The following is a 19,545-nucleotide window of genomic DNA, read 5'->3' on the forward strand; positions in this document are numbered from 1 at the left end:
GCCGAAGTATTGTGCAATAAAGGGCCACGAACTTCTCTCTTCAGAGCCTTCTGCCGGCTTGGTGTGTACATTCGGCTAACTACACTACTGCTGTTTTTATGGCACTTGTTACTACACTACCTTGGCCCACCTGCTGCGCTTGAACGCCGAAGCCCGCAGCAGAAAGCCGTAGTGCTGGCAAAAAAGAAGGCAAACCTGCCGAAGGCTTTCAGGAAGTGCTGTGCACAATGAAAAGCCGCACGCTCGAGGTTACTCCCGTAAACTGCCCTAGTGAGTTACTAGTCGCCAGCAGTTATTGTGCGCTGAATGCCTAGCTTTTTCATGCGGGCTTCCAGGGTTTTGGGGTTGATATCAAGCAGAATAGCGGCTCCGTTTGGGCCGCTTACTCGCCCGCCCGTACGGCGCAAGGCAGCCAGTATATGGTCGCGCTCCTGGTCTTTAAGCGTTTTGATGGGCCCGCCGGCTTCCGCTGCTGCCGGTGTGGCCAAAGCAACTGCCGAAAAGCCCGCGAATTCCAGAAATGGCCCTTGGCTCACGATAACGGCCTGCTCCAGCACGTGTTCCAGCTCGCGCACGTTGCCTGGCCAGCCATATTGCTGCAGCGCCCGCAAATCCCGCTCACGCAGGCCACGCACCGGTTTGCCCATTTGCTTGGTAAAGCGCTCCAGAAAGTGGCGCATCAGGGGCTCAATGTCTTCGGGCCGCTCGCGCAGCGCGGGCAGCCGGATGGGAAACACGTTCAGGCGGTAGTATAAGTCGGCGCGGAAATGCCCGGTGGCTACCTCGTCTTCCAGCACCCGGTTAGTAGCCGCAATTACCCGCACATCTGCCCGAATAACCCGCCGGCCGCCAATGCGCTCAAATTCTTTTTCCTGGAGCACGCGCAACAGCTTGGCCTGTAAATCAAGCGGCAGCTCACCCACTTCATCCAGAAAAATAGTGCCCCCATCGGCCAGCTCAAACTTCCCGATGCGCCGGTCGTGCGCCCCGGTAAAGGCACCTTTTTCGTGACCGAACAATTCACTCTCAATTAACTGAGCCGGTAAGGCTGCGCAGTTTAGCTTAATTAGGGCCCGTTCACGCCGTGGCGAGAGGTTGTGCAGAGCCCGGGCCACCAGCTCTTTGCCCGTACCGGTTTCGCCCGTAATCAGTACTGTGGTGTCAGTGGGCGCCACCTGCGAAAGGCGCGTGTACACCTGCTGCATCACGCCGCTACCCCCCACAAAGTCATCAAGCCGGGCCGAGGCAGTAGTATTAATTTCGTCGATGAGGTAGGTGCGTTCCCGTTCCAGCTGCGCGCGTAGAGTGTCAATCTGCTCGAAGGCAAACACGTTTTGTACGGCCAGCTGAATCTGAGGGACTAGGCTCTCAATCAGCTCCAGGGTAACCTGTGTAAACGCCAGCGGCTGATGGCTGGCCAGCACCAGCGCAGCCGTTTGCTTGTCGTCGAGGTCCATTGGCACGCACAAAATAGACTGGGTGCCCCGCTGCTCCCGGATGTAGCGCAGCAAGGCGTGGTTTTTAGCCAAGGTCTCGAAATCGTGACCGGTGTACACGCCGGGCCGCGAAAAAAGCTCGGCCATTGCCTGCTGGTCGGCTTCGGACTGCGGCAGCTCATCGTAGCGGTTTTCGTCCAGCACGATAAAGGAGCCATCCGGCTGCTTGGAAAACTCGGCAAAGGCCCGGACCGGTGAATTGACCGAGCGCACGCGCACTCCGAAATAGTCGAACGGGGCTACGCGGTTGATTTCAGTAGCAATGGCCCGGAACAGCTTTTCGCGCTCCTTGATGCTGAGCAAGGCATTGTTAAGGGCCAGCTGCATAGTTTTTTCCTGCTCGCGGCGGGCAATGGCCTCAAATGCCAAGGTGTTGGTTACGGCCACGGCCACTAGGCTGCCAATCTTTTCCAGCAGGTCCGCGTCCATCTCCGACAACTTCGGTTGGTGCCGCGCTACTAGGGAAAGCAACCCGATGAGTGTGCCACCGGTGCGCAGCGGTACCACCGTGAGGTAGCGCATGCCTTGCTTCAGTAAAGCACCTAGTGTCAGCGAGGCGCTATATTCTTTTACGATGTCTTCGAGCTCATACTGCTGCAAGCGCGGTTGCCGGATAAATTGCTCAATTGGAGTGCCTTCAATGGACGTCCGTTGGGCCTGCTCATTGGGCTTTTCGGGCAGTAGTACTTCGCCTAAGTAGTCGCGCAGGAAAACCTGTCGGTATTGATGTTCCGTATCGATAACCATGATTGTAATAGCATCAAACGGGAAAATCAGCCGGAGTTTTTCCGTTATGCTACGAAACAAATCTTCCTTATTACGGGTGGTTGCAATGGCATCATTAAGATACAAAAGCAACGAGTCGTCCTGATCTGGCATAGAACTAACAGGGAGGAGCTAAGGCGCTATTTTTTCTTAAATATCAGGAATAATAGTTAGGATATCCTGATATATCAGGGATAATTCTGATGTTGTAATAGATTGAACAGGGCATAGGTAAAATTATTTTATGCGTTTATAGATCATAAAGGCGGTTTTAGGGGTGCGTTAAGAGTTTTTTAATCAGTTGGCACAAGAATAGGATAAGGCCGGGCACTACCAAGTCGTACACACGTATGCTTTCCCGACCAAAATTAGCCGTACCACTCGTGGCCCTAGGGGTCTTTGCAGGCGGAACGGCCTTTGCCCAACAAGGCCCTGTTATTTCTGATTCCTTGACGCTGGATGGTACCATCCGGTCCGTGCTGGACGCGAATCCGGCTATTACTACCCTCGAAGAAGAGGTGAACGCAGCTACCAGCCGGGTTAACCAAACGCGGGGCGGGTTTCTGCCCCAAATTACCGGCACTGCTACGTACACCCGCATTGACCCGGTGGTAAAGCTGCAGATTACGCCCGATGCGCCTGCTTTTCAGTTGGCACCCAACAACAACTACGATGCCCACATCACCTTGCAATACGGGCTGCTGGACTTCGGCAAAAAGGAGGCAACGTACAATCTGGCTGAAAGCCGGAGGTTATCTGCTGTTGATCAGATTAATGTAACGCGCCGCGACCTGGCTTACTCCGCCGTGCAGGCGTACTACAACATTCTGTTTGTGCGCGAAAGTATTAAGGTGCAGGATGCCCAGATTGCTTCGTTGCGGCAGCATCAGCGCGAAATGGAAAAGCGCGTGGAGGGTGGTGTGAGCACCCGCTTTGATGTTACTACCACCCAGGTGCGCATCACGCAGGCCGAAAACACCAAAATTGACCTGCAAAATCAGTTGCGCAACCAGCAGGTATTGCTGGCCCGCTTGCTGCACAAGCCTGAGTATGTAGAGGTGCCGGTGCGCGGGGTGTTTGCCTATCAGCCCCAGGCAGTAGATGTAAATGCAGCGCTGGCGAAAGCAGTGGAGAGCCGCCCGGAAGTGAAGCTAGCCCGCGACGCGGAGCAAACTGCCACCCTGAACCTGAAAATGATTGAGCGTGCCAACACGCCTACGTTCGGGGTAGGGGCTCAGCTCGGTGCCAAGAACGGCTACCAGCCTGAGCTAAACCGAATCCGGCCAAACTCAGTGGCCGTAGCGCAGCTTTCAGTGCCGATTTATGATGGCAACAAAAACAAAAACCAGCGGGTAGAGGCAACCGCCAACATCCGCGGGGCCCAGGCCCGGATTCAGGACACGCAGGAGCTAGTCCGCTCCGATGTGCGCCAGGCTGCCAACAACCTGGAGTCGAGTTCAGCGCGCTACACCAATGCCCTACAGCAAATCAGCCAGGCTTCGGATGCGCTTACCCGCGCGCAGGCCCGCTACCGCTATGGCGTAGGCAACAACCTAGATGTGCTGGATGCGGAAACCTCCTTGTCGCAGGCGCGCTTGGCCCGCTTGCAGGCTATTTACAACTACACCCTGGGCCAGTACCAGCTGAAGCGGGCTACCGGCGAGCAAATTTGGTAGGTCCTGATCTGCCGAGGCTCGGGTTGCTTGCTGAGTTTACTAGGTCAGCGGCCAGCTCAATCCTCAGCCGAACAAACCGCTTTCCCTTTTGCCATTTCCTTACCTCACTATATGACCATCCTGTGCCCGATTGATTTTTCTGCCGCCACGGAGGCCCTGGTGATGTACTCGGCAGCTCTGGCTACCGGTACGGGCGCCGAACTACGGTTGCTGCACGTGCTGGAGCCCCAACCTACGGCTACCACGGCATCCAACTCCGATGTGGCCCTGGCCCGCCATATGGCCGCGCACCGCGAGGCAGCGCAGGCAGCTGGCGCGCAGGTAACTACCGCCATTATTTCCGGCAATGCTGCCCACGAAATCGTAGAAGAAGCCCGTCGGCATCCGGCCGATATCATCGTGATTGGAGCGCACGGCCAGACGGGCCTTACCCGCTTCCTGATGGGTAGCACTGCCGAAACCGTAGTGCGCGCCGCGCCTTGCGTGACACTGCTGGTGAAACCCGGCTGCCCGAAAGCCTACCGCCAATCGGCGTAACATATTCCGCTTACTAGCCCTGCTTTCGCTCGAAACTCCTAGTAATCTCTCAACCACCGACAACGAACTATTTAGTACCTCATATGGCAACTCCCGTTCAACCCGATTCGGCCGTAGCACACCACCACAACTCGGCCTACGAGCCAACTGTGGACGAACAGCCCGAAGGTCGCTCCAAGCGCCCTCTTATCTTTATTATTCTGGCCCTGGTGCTGCTGGTAGGTGGCTATTTCGGATGGCAGCGCTACCAGTTTGGCCAAACGCACGAAGAAACCGATGATGCGCAGGTAGAAGGCGACGTGTACCCCATTTTGCCCCGCGTGAGCGGCCCCGTGCTGGAAGTTAAAGTAGAAGATAACCAGCCTGTGAAGAAAGGTGATGTGCTGGTAACTGTTGACCCCGCTGACTATCAGCAGCGGATAAATGCTGCCGAAGCTGCGTTGGCTGCCGCCCAAGCGAATGTGGTAGCAGCACGTGCCGCTGTAGGTACTGCTTCCGCCAACGTAAGCTCGGCCCAGGCTACTATTGGGGTGAGTGATGCCAACCAGGCGCGCCTCCAGAAAGACTTAAAGCGCAGCGAGTTTCTGCGCAAAGAAGATATCATCCCGCAGAGCGAGTATGATGCAGTGCAGGCCAACCTGAAATCGACGACGGCCCAGCGTGCTACGGCTCAGCAGCAAGTGCGCGTGGCCCAGCAGCAGGTAGCGGCGGCCCGCCAGCAGATTGCTGTTGCCGAAGCCGTCGTAAAGCAGCGCCAGGCCGACTTAGATAATGCGAAGCTGCAGTTGAGCTACACCACCATCACGGCGCCTGGCAACGGTATCGTGAGCAAGAAGAACGTGCAGCCCGGCCAGGTAGTCAGCCCGAACCAGCAGCTCATGGGCATTGTAGCTTCGGAGCGGACGTGGGTGGTAGCCAACTTCAAGGAAACCCAGCTGGAGAATATGCGCGTAGGCCAGCCCGTGCAAGTGGAGGTAGACGCCTACCCGAACGAAGAATTTTCCGGCAAAATTGAGTCGCTGTCGGCAGCAACGGGTGCCCGCTTTGCCCTGCTCCCTCCCGATAACGCCAGTGGCAACTTCGTGAAAGTAACCCAGCGTGTGCCCGTGAAAATCGTGCTGGATAAAGTTGACCCCGAGCACCCGCTGCGCGCCGGCATGAGCGTAACAGCCACGGTGAAAACTAAGTAGTGAACTTGTGAAAAGGTGAAGTTGTGAAGTAAAGCAGCTTCACCTTTCACAAGTTAGCTTTTGCCTTTTTGCGAACAGAAGCAAGAATTGATACAATCTCTTTGTATTCTTTCTCTAGGTCAGCTAAACGCGTCTTGGCTATAATATCAGCGTCGCCGAGGAGCTCCAGCCAAAATAGGGTTTCATCAGCTTCCTCCACACAAATGCAGAGTTTAGCATACCACTCCGCTGAGGAACGGCCCCGGCAGGCGGCCCGAAAATTAGCAGCTACAGAGGTAGCAGAGCGCAACAGTTGTTTGCCAAGCACACTCGCCTCGCCCGTGCGAGGCAACTGCTGAAATAACCGAATTATACGTAGCGAGGCCTGCTTAGTCCGAAGTCGAATGTCTTCATTGAAAGATAATTGAGTGGAGGATTGCAGCGACTCGTTATCCATAACATAGTGTGTAGTAGAGATGGATTGTTAAGCTACAAAAGCTGGCCATTTCACAACTTCATAGCTTCACAATTTCACCTCATGGAAACCGGATTTACCAAGTGGATCATCGTCGTTACGGTGGTGATGTGCTGCTTGCTGGAGCTTATTGATACCAGTATTGTAAACGTGGCCCTGACCCAGATGATGGGTAACCTCTCGGCCACGCAACAGGAAGTAAGCTGGGTTGTGGCCTCGTACGGAATTGCCAACGTGATTGTGATTCCGATGACGGGCTTCCTGGCTGAGCAGTTTGGCCGCCGCAACTACTACCTGTTCTCGGTGATACTGTTCACCGTTGCCTCTATGTTGTGCGGCCAGAGTACTAATATTTGGGAACTGGTGGGGTTCCGCTTTATCCAAGGTATTGGTGGCGGTGCCCTCATGGCTACCTCGCAGGCCATCCTGATTGATACGTTTCCGCCCAAGCAGCTGGCCCTTGGGCAGGCGCTGTTTGGCATGGGCGTCATCATCGGCCCAACCATCGGCCCCACCCTGGGCGGCTACATTGTGGATAACTACGACTGGCCCTGGATTTTCTATGTGAACGTGCCCGTCGGTGTACTAGCCTCTATCTTCACCATCCTGTTTATCCGCGACCCTGAGCGCATCCGGAATGCTATTCCGCGGCCGCTTCGGGAAATCGACTGGGCTGGCATCTTCCTGCTGATTCTGGGGGTGGGCTCGTTGCAGCTGGTGCTGGAGCAGGGCGAAACCGAAGAGTGGTTTGAAAGCCTCTACATCACCTTCTTCACAGGTTTGGCCGTGATAGGAATAGTAGGCTTCATCTGGCGCGAGCTTACGGCCAAGCAGCCCATCGTGGATTTGCGGGTGCTTACGAAGAGCCGAAACTTGGCCATTGGCGCCTTCCTGTCGTTTATTCTGGGCTTCGGCCTGTTTGCCTCGGTGTTCGTTTTCCCGATTTTCTGCCAGCGCATACTAGGCTTCTCGGCGGCTCAAACCGGCTACATCCTGCTTCCTGGCGCACTGCTTTCGGGCTTTATGATGCCGGTGGTAGGTAAGATGATTCAGGGCGGTGTGCCGCAGAAGTATATTCTGCCAGTAGGCTTCTCTACCTTCTTTTTCTTCTCCTACTGGATGAGCACCCAGATTTCGCCCACGGCTGGTGAGAGTGACTTCTTCTGGCCACTAATTCTGCGGGGCTTTGGGCTGGCGCTGTTGTTTTTGCCCATCACTACCATGTCACTGTCAGGCATTAGTGGCAAAGATGCGGGGCAGGCCGCCGGCCTTACTGGCATGATTCGTCAGTTGGGCGGCTCGTTTGGGGTAGCGTTGGTGGGTACCTATCTGGAGCGCTCCATTGCCCAGAACCGGGTAGGCATTGCCTCCAATGTTTCCCTCTACGACCCCGAAACGCAGCAGCGCCTCCAGGGGCTTACCGCCAGCTTCATGAGCAAAGGCGCCAGCTTCCTTGATGCGCAGCAGCAGGCTTACGCGGCCCTGAGTGGCATGATCATGAAGCAAACGTCCATCATTACGTACGCCCAAACGTTCCTGATGATTGGCGCCTTCTTCCTGTTGTGTCTGCCGCTGATTCTCCTAATTCAGCGTGCCCGCCCCGGCGAAAAGGTCGATTTGAACGCGGCGCACTAGCCTACTTCAGGCACTCAACTTACTGCAACAGCCGCTGATCCAATGGGTCAGCGGCTGTTGTGTGTTAGCTGATCGGGAGCGGGAGGTGTACTCTGAACAACGTGCCTCGCCCTACCTCACTTTCTACCTCCAACCGTCCGCCCGACTGCTGCACAATGCGGTTGACGAGGTATAGGCCCATACCTGAGCCTTCAACGTGGTAATGGAACCGCCGAAACATCTGAAAGAGCTGTTGGCCGTAGCGGTCTAGGTCAATACCCAAGCCGTTGTCCTGAATACTGAGTAGCAGCCAGTTTTCTTTGGTGGTAGCCGTTACCTGAATATGGGGTGGCCGTTCCGGCACGGCGTATTTAAGTGCGTTGCCGAGCAGGTTAAACAAGATGCTCTGGAGGTTGGGCCGTATCACTAGCACGGTTAGCGCCGGATCAATGGCTAGCTCCAAGTGGGCGTGCAGTTCCTCCACCTGGTCTTGCAAGCTCAGGATAATGTTCTGGGCAAACGCAAGCAGCTCAATAGGCTCCGCTGGCAGCTGATCGTGCTGGCGCTGCACCTGAACCACATCGGAAAGGTTGCGGATAGTGACATTAATCTGCTGCAGCGCATCATCGAACATCCCGATGAGCTGCGCGGCATCTTGGTCATGGAAGGTAACGTTGCGCTTGAGCTCTTCAAAAATGCCCGCCATGTTGGTAATCGGCTGCTTTAAATCGTGCGAGGCGGTGTACACGAAGTTATCGAGGGCCTGATTGATTTGGGTGAGCTGCGAGTTTTGCAGCTGCATCAGTTGCTGGTTTTGCTTTACCTCGTCGATATCCGTGCAGGAGCCAAACCACCGAATGACGTGGCCGTCCTCGTTGCGGAGTGGCTCGGCCCGGCCCAGAAACCAGCGGTAGCCGCCCGTGCGCGAAATAAAGCGGTACTCTATTTCATAGGGAGTTCCATTCTGGTAAGCCGCCTGCCAGGTAGCCAAGGAGCGGGCTTCGTCATCGGGGTGCAAAAGGGCTGCCCAGGCCGAAAAGCCTAGGCAGTCTTCGGGCCGCAACCCAGTTACCTCCAGCAGCCGCTGGTTAAAGTAGTCTACCTGGCCATCGGCCTCCGCTGTCCAGATAATCTGGGGTACACTTTCTGAAAGGAACCGGAAGTATTCCTCGCTCTGGCGCAGGGCTTCCGTAAGCTCCTTTTGGGTATGGATATCGGTGTTGGAGCCGTACCACCGCAGCAGCAGCCCAGCCGCGTCCAGCTCGGGTTGGGCCTGGTTGAGAAACCACCGGTACTGGCCATCAACTCCCCGAAACCGCACCTCGAAACTCCAGCCGCCCTGCTGTTGCCGCGCTTGTTGGTAGTGGTTTTCTACCCGCGCCAAATCATCAGGATGCGTGACGTCTCGCCAATGCTGGGCAATGCTGGAGCCCTCTGGCAGGCCCGTGTAGGCATACCACTGCGGACTTACATAATGCCCGTCGCCGGAGGCCTCATTGATATAGGTGATGTTGGGCAGCGCATCGAGCATGCGCCGCAACCGCTCGTCGCTGCGCCGAACTTCCGCCGCCAGCCTATCGGCCCGCTGCCGGGCCAGTACCTGTTGGGTTACATCAATGCCGAACGCCAAAATGCCCTGCGCTTCGCCCTTGTTATCGTAGAGCGGTTGGTACACATAATCGAGGTAGTGTTCCCGGGTGCCTCCGGTTTCTGGGTCCAGTAGCTGAATAGGACTCTCGTGGCCAATGTGCGGTTGGTTGGTGCGGTACACGGTTTCAAGCAGGTCAATGAAGCCCTGAGCCGCTACTTCCGGTAATAGCTCCGCCGCCCGCTGGCCTAGCTGCACGCGCCCGCCCATTAGGGTATTGTAGTTGGGTGTTGCGAAGGTAAATCGGTGCTCGGGCCCGCTTACGGTGGCAATGTAGGCAGGTACCTGGCTCAGAATCTGGAGTAGTTGCTGGTCTTTTTGCTCCAGCTGCTGCTGAAATAGCTTGGCATCATGAATATCGATACTGGAGCCATACCACCGTGTGATGGTGTTATTGCTGGGGTGCAGCAGCGGAACGGAATGCAACAGCTGCCAGCGGTACTGGCCGTCGTGGCGACGCAACCGCAGCTCCATCGACCAGGGTTTCTCCTGCGCTCGGGCCTGGGCAAACGCCTGCTGGAAACTTTCGACATCGTCTGGGTGAACGGCATCTTTCCATTTTTCGGCCCCGCCGGTAGCCGGCTGTCCCGTGTAGGCGTAGTGTTGCGGATTCAGGTACAGTACGTTACCCTCGGCATCGGTTATGGAAATCAGCAGGGGTAGTGATTCCACCAGGGTCTGGAACTGCGCATCTTGCTGCCGGATTTCGTCCATCAGCTCGGCGGTCCGCTGGCGGGCTACTACCCGCTCCGTCACGTCAAGCCCGAACACCAGAATGCCTTGGGTCTGGCCTTGCTCATCTGTAAGGGGCTGAAAGCTGCCGTCGAAGTACAGCGTACTCACCGAGCCATCAGGTGCGGGTGGCTGCTCCATAGGCATCTCGGAGAGCACAAAGGGCACCGCAGTTTCATACACATGGTTGATCAGCTGCAGATAGCCGTTGGTGGCAAACTCCGGCCGGGCCTGTACCGCGGGCACGCCTAGCTGCACTGTGCCGCCAAACAGCTGCTCGCTGCGTGTATTCATGAAGGTATACACATGGTTGGGCCCGCTGAGTGTGGCAATATGCGCCGGAATCTGCTGCAAAATCTGGTGCAGCTGCCGGTCTTTTTCGGCTAGCTGCTGCTGTACCTGCTTCTGCTCGTGAATGTCGGTGCCGGTGCCGGCCCAGCCAATTATTTCTCCGGCCTCATTGTGGCGCGGTACCCCGCGGCTCAGGATCCAGCGGTATTCCCCATCATGGCGGCGCAACCGGTACTCTGCCTCATAGGGCTGGCCACTCGCCTGCGCCTGCGCCCAAGCCGCCTGCGCGCGCTCCCGGTCGGCCGGATACATATCTTCCAGCCAGCTCTTGCCCGCTACATCATTGGGTTGCCGGCCCGTAAACTCAAGCCAACGCGGGTTTTGGTAGTCCGCCGAGCCGTCGGGCTGGGTGGTCCACATCATAAGGGGCAAGGCCTCAAGCAAAAAGCGGGCTTGCTGCTGACTTTCGGCTAGCTCCTGCTGCACCTGCAACTGCTGTTGCTCGGTTACTTGCTGGTGCGTTACGTCCTCGGTTTGCTGCAGAATGTAGCCTAGGCCGCCTTGCTCATTGAGAATGGGATAATGCGTTGCCTGCCAGTACAGCTCCTGCATGCCGCCTCCTTGCTCCAGGGGGCGCTCCAAATCATAGCGGATGCGGGGCATGGTGTGCGCCTGCTTGGTTTGCTCCACCTGCCGCAAAGAGGCCAGCATAATCTGATGTGCCTCCGGGTTGGTTGCCGGAAACGCCTCAAACAAAGGGCGCCCTACCAGCTCCTCACGGTGCTTAAACGAGACGGCCGCGTGGCCATCGGTGTTATCCGCAATGGTGTAGTCTGCATCGGGGGTAATCAGCAAAAAGTTGCCGGGCAGATGCCGAAACAGGCTCAGATAGTCGGACAGGGGTGGGAAAGAGGGCATACCAAGGAGGCTAAGGAAGCGTGCCGAGTACACCTATGGGCGAAATGCACTAGCCTCCATTTTTTTAAAGATACTAACCACACGCTGCATGCGAGTGCTTTGCCTGCCAATGACAAGTTACACTGGCCGAATACCAGACGGTATTGCATAAACTCATTGCCAGCCCGGGCTCCGGTGGCGGGAGGCCAGAACAGAAAAAGCCCCACCAATCAGGATTGGTGGGGCTTTTTCTGATAAAACTAGCGCAGACAGCTTACTGATACTGGATGTACAACGGCTTGGGCGTAAGCTGCGTCAGGATTTCAGTGGGGGTCATGATGTGGTGCGGCTTGGGGCGAGCATCGTACTCGTAGAATAGCTTGAAGCCTGTGTACTGCACCGGTTCAGTCTGGATGTAGTCATGGTACGAGTCCTTTTTCAGGGTAGGCTCGCCGTGGCCGTCCATGTGCATCACAATCTGTACCCGGGGGTCAAGCTTGATGTTTTTGTAGTTGGTAATCATCTTCCGCGTGAAGCGGTGCACCGTCAGGACTTTGGGCGGTAGCTTGTTTTCGCTCACGATACGGGCCAAGAAGTTCACCGTGAAGTTTACGTCCTTAGCATCTAGGGTGCCGATTTTCTGGTTAGGACGCACGCCGGGCATGGTCGAAAGCGAAAACTCTGGGTCGATGCCGAGGTGCACAATGGGGTCTTTCAGGTACTGCTCCAGCTTGGGCAGTTCGGCCTCTAAAGTGCTGTGTCCTGGCTGCACATCCAGAAACAAAATGCAGTTGTGCTCCTTAGCCCAGCTCAACACTTCCTCGATGGTAGCTTTTGAGTTCATCAGGCGCCACTTTCCGTCTTTGCCAGGCGTGCCTTGGGCCGTGATGGTTACGTTGTGCAGCGCAGCCTGAACCGGAATGGAAGGGTCGGCGTCCTGCCACTCTTTCAGCACGCCCTTAAACTTGCGGAACATCTGCTCCTTCGGCTCGCGGCCCAGAATGCCCATGCCCTTGGAGCGGATATTACCATAAAAGGCAATAATGCGGTGTCCAGGCAGAATAGCGCCGGGCAGTTGGCCATCTTTCTTGGCAATAGAGTCGGCCTTGAGCGAGTCGCGGCGCATGGCCTGCTTCTGCAGGGCCAGCGTATCAACTACTACCGGCTTGGCGGTGTCGGCGAGGGTAGCCGGGGTTTCCGTGTCGGTGGCGGAGCGTGAACCGCAGCCGGGCAGGGTAGTGAGGGTAAAAGCAAGGCCCAAAGAAGCCAGCGCAGGGGCCGCCAAGCGGGTGAAAGTCCGGAAATAAGTCACTGAAAGGAAACGAATTGAAAGCGAATGGTGCCTCTAAGGTAGCGGGTTTCCGAACGAAAAGTGGAATAGCTGGTTCGGGTTACTAGAAGAAAATCCGCGTTTTAACCTGTTTTTAATGTGATTTTTAAAACAAAGTCGCCGCTCTGGGTATGCAGAGCGGCGACTTTGTTTTGAGCAGGCCTCCACTTTACAGCGGAGAATGTGAAGCGGCTAGTAGCCCGCTTGTTACAAAGCAAAGCTTATCGGAACGGTGTAGAAAACGGCGGCCGGCTTGCTATCTTGGCGGCCGGGAGTCCAGCGGCCATTCAGGCTTTTTACAGCGGCTAGGGCTGCTTCATCCAGTGCTTTAGCGGCGGCTTCCTGTCCTTTCGGCGCTGGTATGCCTTTCTGAAGGTGCACCGCTTGTATGCTGCCATCTTCAGCCACAATAAACTTTACAAATACGCGGCCCTCAAGGCCAGCTGCTTTGGCAGCGGCCGGATACGTTACCTGCTTGGCGATATCCCGCAGGAGCTGTTCCTGGCCGCCGGCATACTCAGGCATTTGCTCGACATACGTATACACCAGCTGGGGTGGGGGAGGAGGAGCTATCCGGTCATTGGTAGTAATGAGAGTGGGTGGCGGCGGGGGCGGGGGCGAAAGCTCGGCAGACTTCTCGCAGGCCAGTAGCCCGAGCAGCGCCACGCTGAGCGGCAGTGCCAGCCACTGCTTCCAGCGGCGAACAGGAGATTGGGAGGTAAGCATACGAATACGGGTAAGGGTAAGAGAATTGGTAAAGGAATGCGTAAGCGGTAACTCAGGATGAAGCTGGCGCAATGCCAGGCGGGCCAGTAGCGCCGCATAAGATTCGGCCGGCTTCTCCGGTGCGGTAACCGTAGGGCGCAGGGCAGCGGCATCGGCCAGAAACTCATGCGTTAGCTCCAGCGCCCTTGGGAAGAAGTGCACAACAGGGCAGGCCCAAAGCAGTGCCCGTGCTACCTCCAGAAGCAGACGCGCCCGGGTGTGGCCCTGGCGCACGTGCGCCACCTCATGGGCCAGTACTGCCTCCGCCTCTGGGGGCGTGAGGTGGCTGGTTTCGTCCCAGAAAACCCACCGGCCAAAGGAGCTGACCGGGCGCCGGCCTCCGGTGAATACCAAGGTGTACCCCGTGCGGCTTTCGCGGGGCCAGGAGCGGGTAGTACGCCAGAGCTGCAGTACCTGCGCCCCCAGTCGAGCCAGCAGCGCCAGCACTACTACTCCATACACCAGTGGCAACCCCCCGGCTATAGCCAGCCCGCCCACAGGTACTGTGCCGTTGGCTGTAACCTGTACTTCCGGCAGCAGAGCACTCAGGAAGGCCCCCTTGCCCGATATACTTCCTAACGGCAGTATCACTGCCTGAAGCCAGGGGATGGTTAGGGTTAGCAACGGAGGCAATACCAGCGCCAACCAAGGTGCCAGCAGCAGAAAGCGCCTGTTATACTGAAAGCACCGCTCCTGCCGCAGTACCAGAAGGTAAAACAGCCAGCCAGCACCCAGCAGCAGGGTGCTCTGAATCAGCCAGCTACACAGGGCGGGAAGGGTCGTCGGAAGTAGGGAGGTCAGCATCAGTGGGTGGGGTAGGAGGTGATGACTGGGCGTGCCGTAGAAGCTCATCGAGCTGCGTTGTATCCAGGTTTTCTTCCTTGGCGAAAAAGGAAACCAACCGGCTAAACGAGCCGCCGAAATAGCCGCCTAGCAGCTTCCGCAGCGAAAAGCTCCGGTACTCATCTTGGCCAACGAGCGCAAAGTAGCGGTGGGTGCGCCCAAACGCCTCGTGGTCAACGAAGCCTTTTTGCTCCAGGATGCGGATGATAGTGGACACTGTGGTATAGGCCGGGGTTGGGGCCGGCAGCTCGGGCACCACGTCCTTCACGAAGGAAGGGCCGCGCTGCCAGAGCACCTGCATTACTTGCTCCTCGGCGCGGGTGAGTTCGGGAAATGATGAATCAGACATAGAAGTAGGAGTGAAGTAGATAAATGTAAAACTAAGAAATTAGTTATGCAACTAATTTCTTAGATAAAAAGATAAAATATTCTGACTCCAGCCAGGTTGAGGTGCCGGCGGTTACTAGGGTGATGCATAGCCTGAACCTACTAGGCGGCCCGAACCAGAAGCCGAGCGACTTGGGTGCGGAACGCGACCTAGCGTTTCCGGTGTTAGGCCCGTCACATGGTTACGTCCTTCATTCTGTCTTCTGTGCAACTACCTGATCTGCGACGGGCCTCTGCCCGCATACCTGCCACTTGGCTGCTGAGCCTGCTCGTGTTACTTACGGCCGCGCCGGGCTGCAAAAGCAACTCGCCGGAGCCAGCTGCCCCTATTACTGCTACCCCACCCGTAGCGCCCGAACCCAAAGCGGTGCTGGTGGGCAGTACCCTAATCGGCGAATACAGCACAACTGCCTTGGCCAGCAGGGTAAACGAGATTCCGCTGGTGGGTGCCCTGGCTCGCTACCCCATTAAGGTGTACCGTCTCACCTATGCCACCACCAACACCGATGGGAAGGCCATTACGGCTTCCGGTGCGGTGCTGGTTCCGGTAACTCCTCAGGCCCTGCCAGTTATCAGCTACCAGCACGGCACCCTGCGGCCCGAAGATGAAAACCGGGCGCCTTCGTACTACAGCTCCGGGAGCGAGCTATGGTCGGTAGTATCGGTGCTGGCAGCTACGGGCTACGTGGTTTCGGCCCCCGACTACATTGGCTACGGCGCCTCTAAGGCCTTGCCACACCCCTATGAGCACGGCCCTTCGCTTGCCACGGCCTCAGCGGATATGCTGCGGGCAGCCCGTGAATTCTTGAAAAAGGAAAACGTGGCCGTAAACCAGAAAAACTTCCTGTTGGGCTATTCTGAAGGCGGCTATGCCACTATGGCGCTGCACAAGCTGCTGGAAGAAAAATACGCCACCGAGTTACCCGTAACGGCAAGTGCACCCGGGGCCGGTGCCTACCACAAAACGGCTTTTGCGCAGTATATCATGAAGTCGGAGCAGTCGTTGAATTTCCTGAGCACCTACGTGTGGGTCCTGACGACCTACAACCGCGTGTATGGATTAAACCGGCCGCTGTCGGCGTACTTTAAGGAGCCGTATGCGGCGCAGCTGCAAGCCAATCCGTTTGGAGCGGTGCCTAGTCGGCCCCAACAGCTTTTTGCTGAGCCTTTCCGCCAGGCCGTGCTTACTAGCTCCGACGCAGCCTTGAGCGCCACCTTCCGCAGCAACGACCTGCATGACTGGAAGCCCGTAGCGCCGCTAGCCCTCTTCCATGGCACCGCCGATGATTACGTGCCATTCTTCAACTCCGAAGATGCCTACAACGCCATGCGGGCCCGCGGCGCCACCCAAGTGCAGCTGCGCCCCATTCAGGGCGGTAACCACTTTACCTCAGTAGCCAACTACACGCTCCAGGCGTTTGCGTTTATCTCGCAGTATTAGTCGGAGTGAGGCAACCACAGAAAAGGCCGCGCATCATTTGGATGCGCGGCCTTTTCTGTGGTTGCTTACTAGGTTAGATTTCCGATGAAACCGGGGTAGGCGCCGTGGCAGGGGCTAGTGCTTGGCGGGCCCAGTAGCCAGTAAGAGCCGCCAGCCCACCTACTAGCCCAGCTATCAGCCCGCTCAGTAACGCCAACGTCCAGGCATTGCCGCCTAGGGGGAAGAGAGAGGCCAACCGGCTAGCCAGCCGCTCAGCACCGTGGGTGTTCAGCCACAAGGCTGGCAGCCACCAGCTCAGCCCCGTGCCCAACAGTCCGACCAGAAATGCCAGCCAAGCCGAGCTGCCTCGCCACGCGGCCAGCAGCAGGCAAACAGGCACCAAGCTCCACCACGGCAGAAACAGTTGGGCGACCGAAGTCAAGGCGGCAATCAGGAAAAGTAGAAGCCAGAAACGAGCCATACGCGGGCAATTAGGGCTTTTTGAAAATGATAGGAATAGTTTGGATGACGGCTACGGCGCGGCCATTCTGCCGGCCTGGGCTGAAGCGGGGCAGGCTTTCCATCACCCGAATGGCTTCTTCATCGTAACCAGCCCCTAGGCCCTTTATCACCTCGATCTGGGTGAGGCTGCCATCGGGGAGCACTATGTATTGCACAAACGCGCGGCCCTCCAAGCCCCGTTGCGGAGCCATGGCGGGGTAGCGCAGGTTCTGTTGGATGGTTGCCAGCAGGGCCTCCTTGCCACCTGGGAAAGCGGGCATCTGCTCCACATATGTATAGGCCTGCACGCGGCTGGCCGCAGGTGGGCCCGGAACGGTGGGCATCGGGACGGGGGTAGGATTTTGGGCTACGGCGGAATAGGTGCCTAGTACTAAGGAGGCGGCCAGAACAGCGCGTGATAAGTACATCATAGAACAGATAAATAGAAAAGGAAATCAGTTACTGAGCCGCCTCCAGCCGCCAGGCGGCTTGCAGGCGCGGGTGGTTTTCGTCGGCGGCCCGTAGAAATACTAGCTCATCGAGTTTGCCCAACCGCCAGCTTTCAATCATGTCATCATAATACGCCGAGGCTGGATTGCCACTTTGCCCGCCGGGGAATATGCCGTACGCCTTCACCTGTGGGCCCAGCGCTACCACCATGCGCCACGAGGGGCCGTTGCGTGGGCCAGTGGCATTCACGGAGCCGGGGCTGCCGGGGCACTCAATATCATGGCGGCCAAAGCCGGGCAGGTTAGCCAGGTGGTTGATGTCGGTGCTTTTCTGGTTGGTCCACGCCCATTCTGCGCCCAGCGGCCCAAACTTGCGGGTCAAGGAATCGACGGCGAAGTGCAAGGAAGCTCTCAGCAGGTCCTGGATGTTTTCGCGCTTCGGCGTACTGCGGTTATCCACCCACGGTGCTGTTTCTGCTTCCTGAAGCAGTAATTGATTGGTGCGGGCGCGGCTGGGGTAGCGCATTTCTAGCCCCGTGCCTGCCCCAAACTCATCTTCCCACAGGCGCTTCACCAAGTCATTGTACCATAGCTCGAACACGGTAGCGCCAACGGCATCGGCGCTGTACTGGTAGTTCCAGAGCCGGAGTTTATCTAGTACTTTGCCTTCCGGAGAACTAGGGGCAAGTGGTGGATATGCGCGGTCTGTAAGCTTGGTGCCAGCCATAGTGGTTAGCATCCAGGGCAGCATCTGGCGAGCATTCACGCCTAGGTTGTCATTCTGTAGCAACCGCAGGCTATCGGGGGTTGCGCCCTGCATACGCGCTAGGCGCTCATTGATGCGGTGGCCGCGGTCAGAAGGGGCGTAGTCCCAGCCCAAGTAGTAGGGATAGTCGAGGCCAGCGGAGGGCTGGTTAGCCGACGACACGAAGCCGCGGGCCGGATCTTTCACGTGCGGGTTCTGCTCCATCGGAATCCAGCCCTGCCAGTCGTGGCGCGCGTCGGTGCCATCCAGAATAAACTTGCCTTGGTCGGGCCACTTCAGCGGAAAGCGGCCGTTGGGCTGAATGGCAATTTCATTCTGGTTATCGGCGAAGATAAAGTTCTGGGCCGGTGAGCCATACGTGCGCAGAGCGCGGCGGTAATCTTGGTGGGAGCGGGCGTGGTTGAGGCGGTAGAAGGCCAGCACCTCGTTGGCGCCATCGTGGGCCGTCCAGCGCATGGCGTGCCGCACGGGCGTTTGCTTGTTAAAAACCTTCTCGTTCTGGTCGTACACAATGGGGCCGTGGTGGGTATAGAGCACGGTATCAAGCCGGTCGGGGAGGCCGCGCACCGGAATGCGCTCCACCACCCGGCGCACGGGCTTCCAGCGGCCATCGTGCCAATAGGCCTGCTTGGTTGAGTCGCGGAACTTGAGTTGATACCAGTCTAGCACGTCGCCGCCCACGTTGGTAACGCCCCAGGCCGCGTTTTCAGTAAAGCCAATAATGACGGCCGGCGCCCCCGGAATGGTTACGCCGTACACGTTCTGGCCCGGAGCATGCAGCTGAATCTGGTACCAGATGCTGGGCAGGTTAAGCTGCAAATGCGGGTCGTTGGCCAGCAGTGGCAGTCCGGAGGCTGAGCGGCTGCCTGCTACGGCAAAATTGTTGGAGCCCAGTTCGGCATCCGGCTCCCGCGCCGGCACTTTGCCCGACATGGCCGCGGCAAAGGAGGGAGGGGTAGGAGGCACCGGCACCGGCGTGAAGTTGCGCGGCGTGCCCGGCGGCACAATGGCGTACTCGCGGTTGGGGTAATCCGGGAACAGATCCTGCACCACCTTCGGGCCGTACTTGCTCAGGATGTTGCTCATCCGCAAGTCGTCGGAGCGGCCGCTTAGGTCCCAAGCCATCAGCTTCAGTAACAGGGCGCACTTCAGCGGTTGCCAGGGTTCCGGGGCGTAGTCGAGGAACTTGTATTCGAAGGGGTAGTCTTTCGGCGAAAGGCTGCTGATGTAGGCATTCACTCCCGCCGAGTACGACTCCAGAATCAGCTTGGTGGTATCGTTGCGCAGCATTTCGCGCAGGGAGTTTTCGGCGCCGTATGCTAGGCCCATGCGGCGCTGAAACCGGTCGTACTCTAGCGCTTTTGGTCCCACTACTTCCGAAATCCGGCCGGCCGCTACCCGGGTCATGAACTCCATCTGCCAGAGCCGGTCGCGGGCCGTGAGGTAGCCCTGGGTGTAGTAGAGGTCGTGCTCGTCTTCGGCAAAAACATGCGGCACGCGCCGGTCATCGAAGCGCACGCGCACGGGCTGGTGCAGGCCGGGCAGTGCTAGGGTCTGCTGCTCCGGAAAGTCATCGGGCGTCTCGCCATTTCGCCAAAAGCCCTGGTAGGGGCTCAATAGCCGCGCTACAGGCGGTACATCGCCTTGTTTGGTGTTCAGTACCCACGTGAGGGTAAGAGTAATAAGTAAAGCGAAGGCAGCCTTAAGAATACGAAGCATACAGAACCAGCGAGCAGGAGCCCGGAAGGTAGTAAATGCTTCGTATTCTATTGTTAGCTAGTGAG

14 protein-coding genes are annotated in these 19,545 nt (G+C 57.5%); 5 read left to right on the plus strand and 9 right to left on the minus strand.

Annotated features, from left to right (window positions below):
* Nucleotides 1-278: 278 nt before the first annotated feature.
* Nucleotides 279-2,375, minus strand: coding sequence for a sigma 54-interacting transcriptional regulator (locus ACYVGU_RS12235; RefSeq protein WP_460622332.1), 2,097 nt, complete (start codon nucleotides 2,373-2,375; stop codon nucleotides 279-281).
* Between the two features lie 236 nt (nucleotides 2,376-2,611).
* On the opposite strand from ACYVGU_RS12235, the gene ACYVGU_RS12240 reads away from it, so the two are divergent.
* The 3 genes from ACYVGU_RS12240 (at nucleotide 2,612) to ACYVGU_RS12250 (ending at nucleotide 5,664) form a co-directional block, all read left to right on the plus strand.
* Nucleotides 2,612-3,937: a TolC family protein gene (locus ACYVGU_RS12240; protein ID WP_460622334.1), complete on the plus strand. Its 1,326-nt coding sequence runs from the start codon at nucleotides 2,612-2,614 to the stop codon at nucleotides 3,935-3,937.
* A 111-nt stretch (nucleotides 3,938-4,048) separates the two neighbouring features.
* Entirely contained in the window at nucleotides 4,049-4,474 is a 426-nt protein-coding gene (locus ACYVGU_RS12245) for a universal stress protein (RefSeq protein ID WP_460622335.1), read from the plus strand.
* An 83-nt stretch (nucleotides 4,475-4,557) separates the two neighbouring features.
* A complete protein-coding gene (locus tag ACYVGU_RS12250) occupies nucleotides 4,558-5,664 on the plus strand; it encodes an HlyD family secretion protein (protein WP_460614934.1) in 1,107 nt (368 codons plus the stop codon).
* A 46-nt stretch (nucleotides 5,665-5,710) separates the two neighbouring features.
* Here ACYVGU_RS12250 and ACYVGU_RS12255 read toward each other — a convergent pair whose 3' ends face one another.
* A complete protein-coding gene (locus ACYVGU_RS12255; RefSeq protein WP_460622336.1) occupies nucleotides 5,711-6,100 on the minus strand; it encodes a four helix bundle protein in 390 nt (129 codons plus the stop codon).
* Between the two features lie 81 nt (nucleotides 6,101-6,181).
* Here ACYVGU_RS12255 and ACYVGU_RS12260 point away from each other — a divergent pair, with 81 nt between their 5' ends.
* Nucleotides 6,182-7,753 carry an efflux MFS transporter permease gene (locus tag ACYVGU_RS12260; protein WP_460614936.1) on the plus strand — a complete coding sequence of 524 codons (1,572 nt, stop codon included), beginning with the start codon at nucleotides 6,182-6,184 and terminating at the stop codon, nucleotides 7,751-7,753.
* A 64-nt stretch (nucleotides 7,754-7,817) separates the two neighbouring features.
* Here ACYVGU_RS12260 and ACYVGU_RS12265 read toward each other — a convergent pair whose 3' ends face one another.
* The 4 genes from ACYVGU_RS12265 to ACYVGU_RS12280 form a co-directional block, all read right to left on the minus strand.
* Nucleotides 7,818-11,321 (minus strand): PAS domain-containing protein, encoded by a 3,504-nt coding sequence (locus tag ACYVGU_RS12265; protein ID WP_460622337.1) that lies wholly within the window; start codon nucleotides 11,319-11,321, stop codon nucleotides 7,818-7,820.
* Nucleotides 11,322-11,574: 253 nt separating this feature from the next.
* A complete protein-coding gene (locus ACYVGU_RS12270; protein WP_460614938.1) occupies nucleotides 11,575-12,612 on the minus strand; it encodes a hypothetical protein in 1,038 nt (345 codons plus the stop codon).
* A gap of 225 nt (nucleotides 12,613-12,837) precedes the next feature.
* Nucleotides 12,838-14,199: a TonB family protein gene (locus ACYVGU_RS12275; protein WP_460622338.1), complete on the minus strand. Its 1,362-nt coding sequence runs from the start codon at nucleotides 14,197-14,199 to the stop codon at nucleotides 12,838-12,840.
* Nucleotides 14,156-14,587, minus strand: coding sequence for a BlaI/MecI/CopY family transcriptional regulator (locus tag ACYVGU_RS12280; protein WP_460622339.1), 432 nt, complete (start codon nucleotides 14,585-14,587; stop codon nucleotides 14,156-14,158). Before ACYVGU_RS12280 ends, ACYVGU_RS12275 begins: the two co-directional genes overlap by 44 nt.
* Nucleotides 14,588-14,803: 216 nt before the next feature.
* On the opposite strand from ACYVGU_RS12280, the gene ACYVGU_RS12285 reads away from it, so the two are divergent.
* Complete coding sequence (locus ACYVGU_RS12285) at nucleotides 14,804-16,066, plus strand: alpha/beta hydrolase family protein (RefSeq protein WP_460622340.1); 1,263 nt, start codon at nucleotides 14,804-14,806, stop codon at nucleotides 16,064-16,066.
* A 73-nt stretch (nucleotides 16,067-16,139) separates the two neighbouring features.
* Here ACYVGU_RS12285 and ACYVGU_RS12290 read toward each other — a convergent pair whose 3' ends face one another.
* Genes ACYVGU_RS12290 through ACYVGU_RS12300 form a run of 3 tightly spaced genes read right to left on the minus strand, consistent with a single transcriptional unit; the run spans nucleotide 16,140 to nucleotide 19,480 of the window.
* Complete coding sequence (locus ACYVGU_RS12290; protein WP_460622341.1) at nucleotides 16,140-16,526, minus strand: hypothetical protein; 387 nt, start codon at nucleotides 16,524-16,526, stop codon at nucleotides 16,140-16,142.
* A 10-nt stretch (nucleotides 16,527-16,536) separates the two neighbouring features.
* Complete coding sequence (locus ACYVGU_RS12295) at nucleotides 16,537-16,977, minus strand: energy transducer TonB (RefSeq protein ID WP_460614943.1); 441 nt, start codon at nucleotides 16,975-16,977, stop codon at nucleotides 16,537-16,539.
* Nucleotides 16,978-17,005: 28 nt separating this feature from the next.
* Nucleotides 17,006-19,480, minus strand: coding sequence for a penicillin acylase family protein (locus ACYVGU_RS12300; protein ID WP_460622342.1), 2,475 nt, complete (start codon nucleotides 19,478-19,480; stop codon nucleotides 17,006-17,008).
* Between the last annotated feature and the right edge of the window lie 65 nt (nucleotides 19,481-19,545).

It is taken from the genome of Hymenobacter tenuis (genome assembly GCF_054780495.1).

Bases quoted from the DNA above. Each gene is read 5' to 3' on its own strand.
- ACYVGU_RS12235 (WP_460622332.1), bottom strand. From the start codon at position 2,375: ATGCCAGATCAGGACGACTCGTTGCTTTTGTATCTTAATGATGCCATT.
- ACYVGU_RS12240 (WP_460622334.1), top strand. From the start codon at position 2,612: ATGCTTTCCCGACCAAAATTAGCCGTACCACTCGTGGCCCTAGGGGTC.
- ACYVGU_RS12245 (WP_460622335.1), top strand. From the start codon at position 4,049: ATGACCATCCTGTGCCCGATTGATTTTTCTGCCGCCACGGAGGCCCTG.
- ACYVGU_RS12250 (WP_460614934.1), top strand. From the start codon at position 4,558: ATGGCAACTCCCGTTCAACCCGATTCGGCCGTAGCACACCACCACAAC.
- ACYVGU_RS12255 (WP_460622336.1), bottom strand. From the start codon at position 6,100: ATGGATAACGAGTCGCTGCAATCCTCCACTCAATTATCTTTCAATGAA.
- ACYVGU_RS12260 (WP_460614936.1), top strand. From the start codon at position 6,182: ATGGAAACCGGATTTACCAAGTGGATCATCGTCGTTACGGTGGTGATG.
- ACYVGU_RS12265 (WP_460622337.1), bottom strand. From the start codon at position 11,321: ATGCCCTCTTTCCCACCCCTGTCCGACTATCTGAGCCTGTTTCGGCAT.
- ACYVGU_RS12275 (WP_460622338.1), bottom strand. From the start codon at position 14,199: ATGCTGACCTCCCTACTTCCGACGACCCTTCCCGCCCTGTGTAGCTGG.
- ACYVGU_RS12280 (WP_460622339.1), bottom strand. From the start codon at position 14,587: ATGTCTGATTCATCATTTCCCGAACTCACCCGCGCCGAGGAGCAAGTA.
- ACYVGU_RS12285 (WP_460622340.1), top strand. From the start codon at position 14,804: ATGGTTACGTCCTTCATTCTGTCTTCTGTGCAACTACCTGATCTGCGA.
- ACYVGU_RS12290 (WP_460622341.1), bottom strand. From the start codon at position 16,526: ATGGCTCGTTTCTGGCTTCTACTTTTCCTGATTGCCGCCTTGACTTCG.
- ACYVGU_RS12295 (WP_460614943.1), bottom strand. From the start codon at position 16,977: ATGATGTACTTATCACGCGCTGTTCTGGCCGCCTCCTTAGTACTAGGC.
- ACYVGU_RS12300 (WP_460622342.1), bottom strand. From the start codon at position 19,480: ATGCTTCGTATTCTTAAGGCTGCCTTCGCTTTACTTATTACTCTTACC.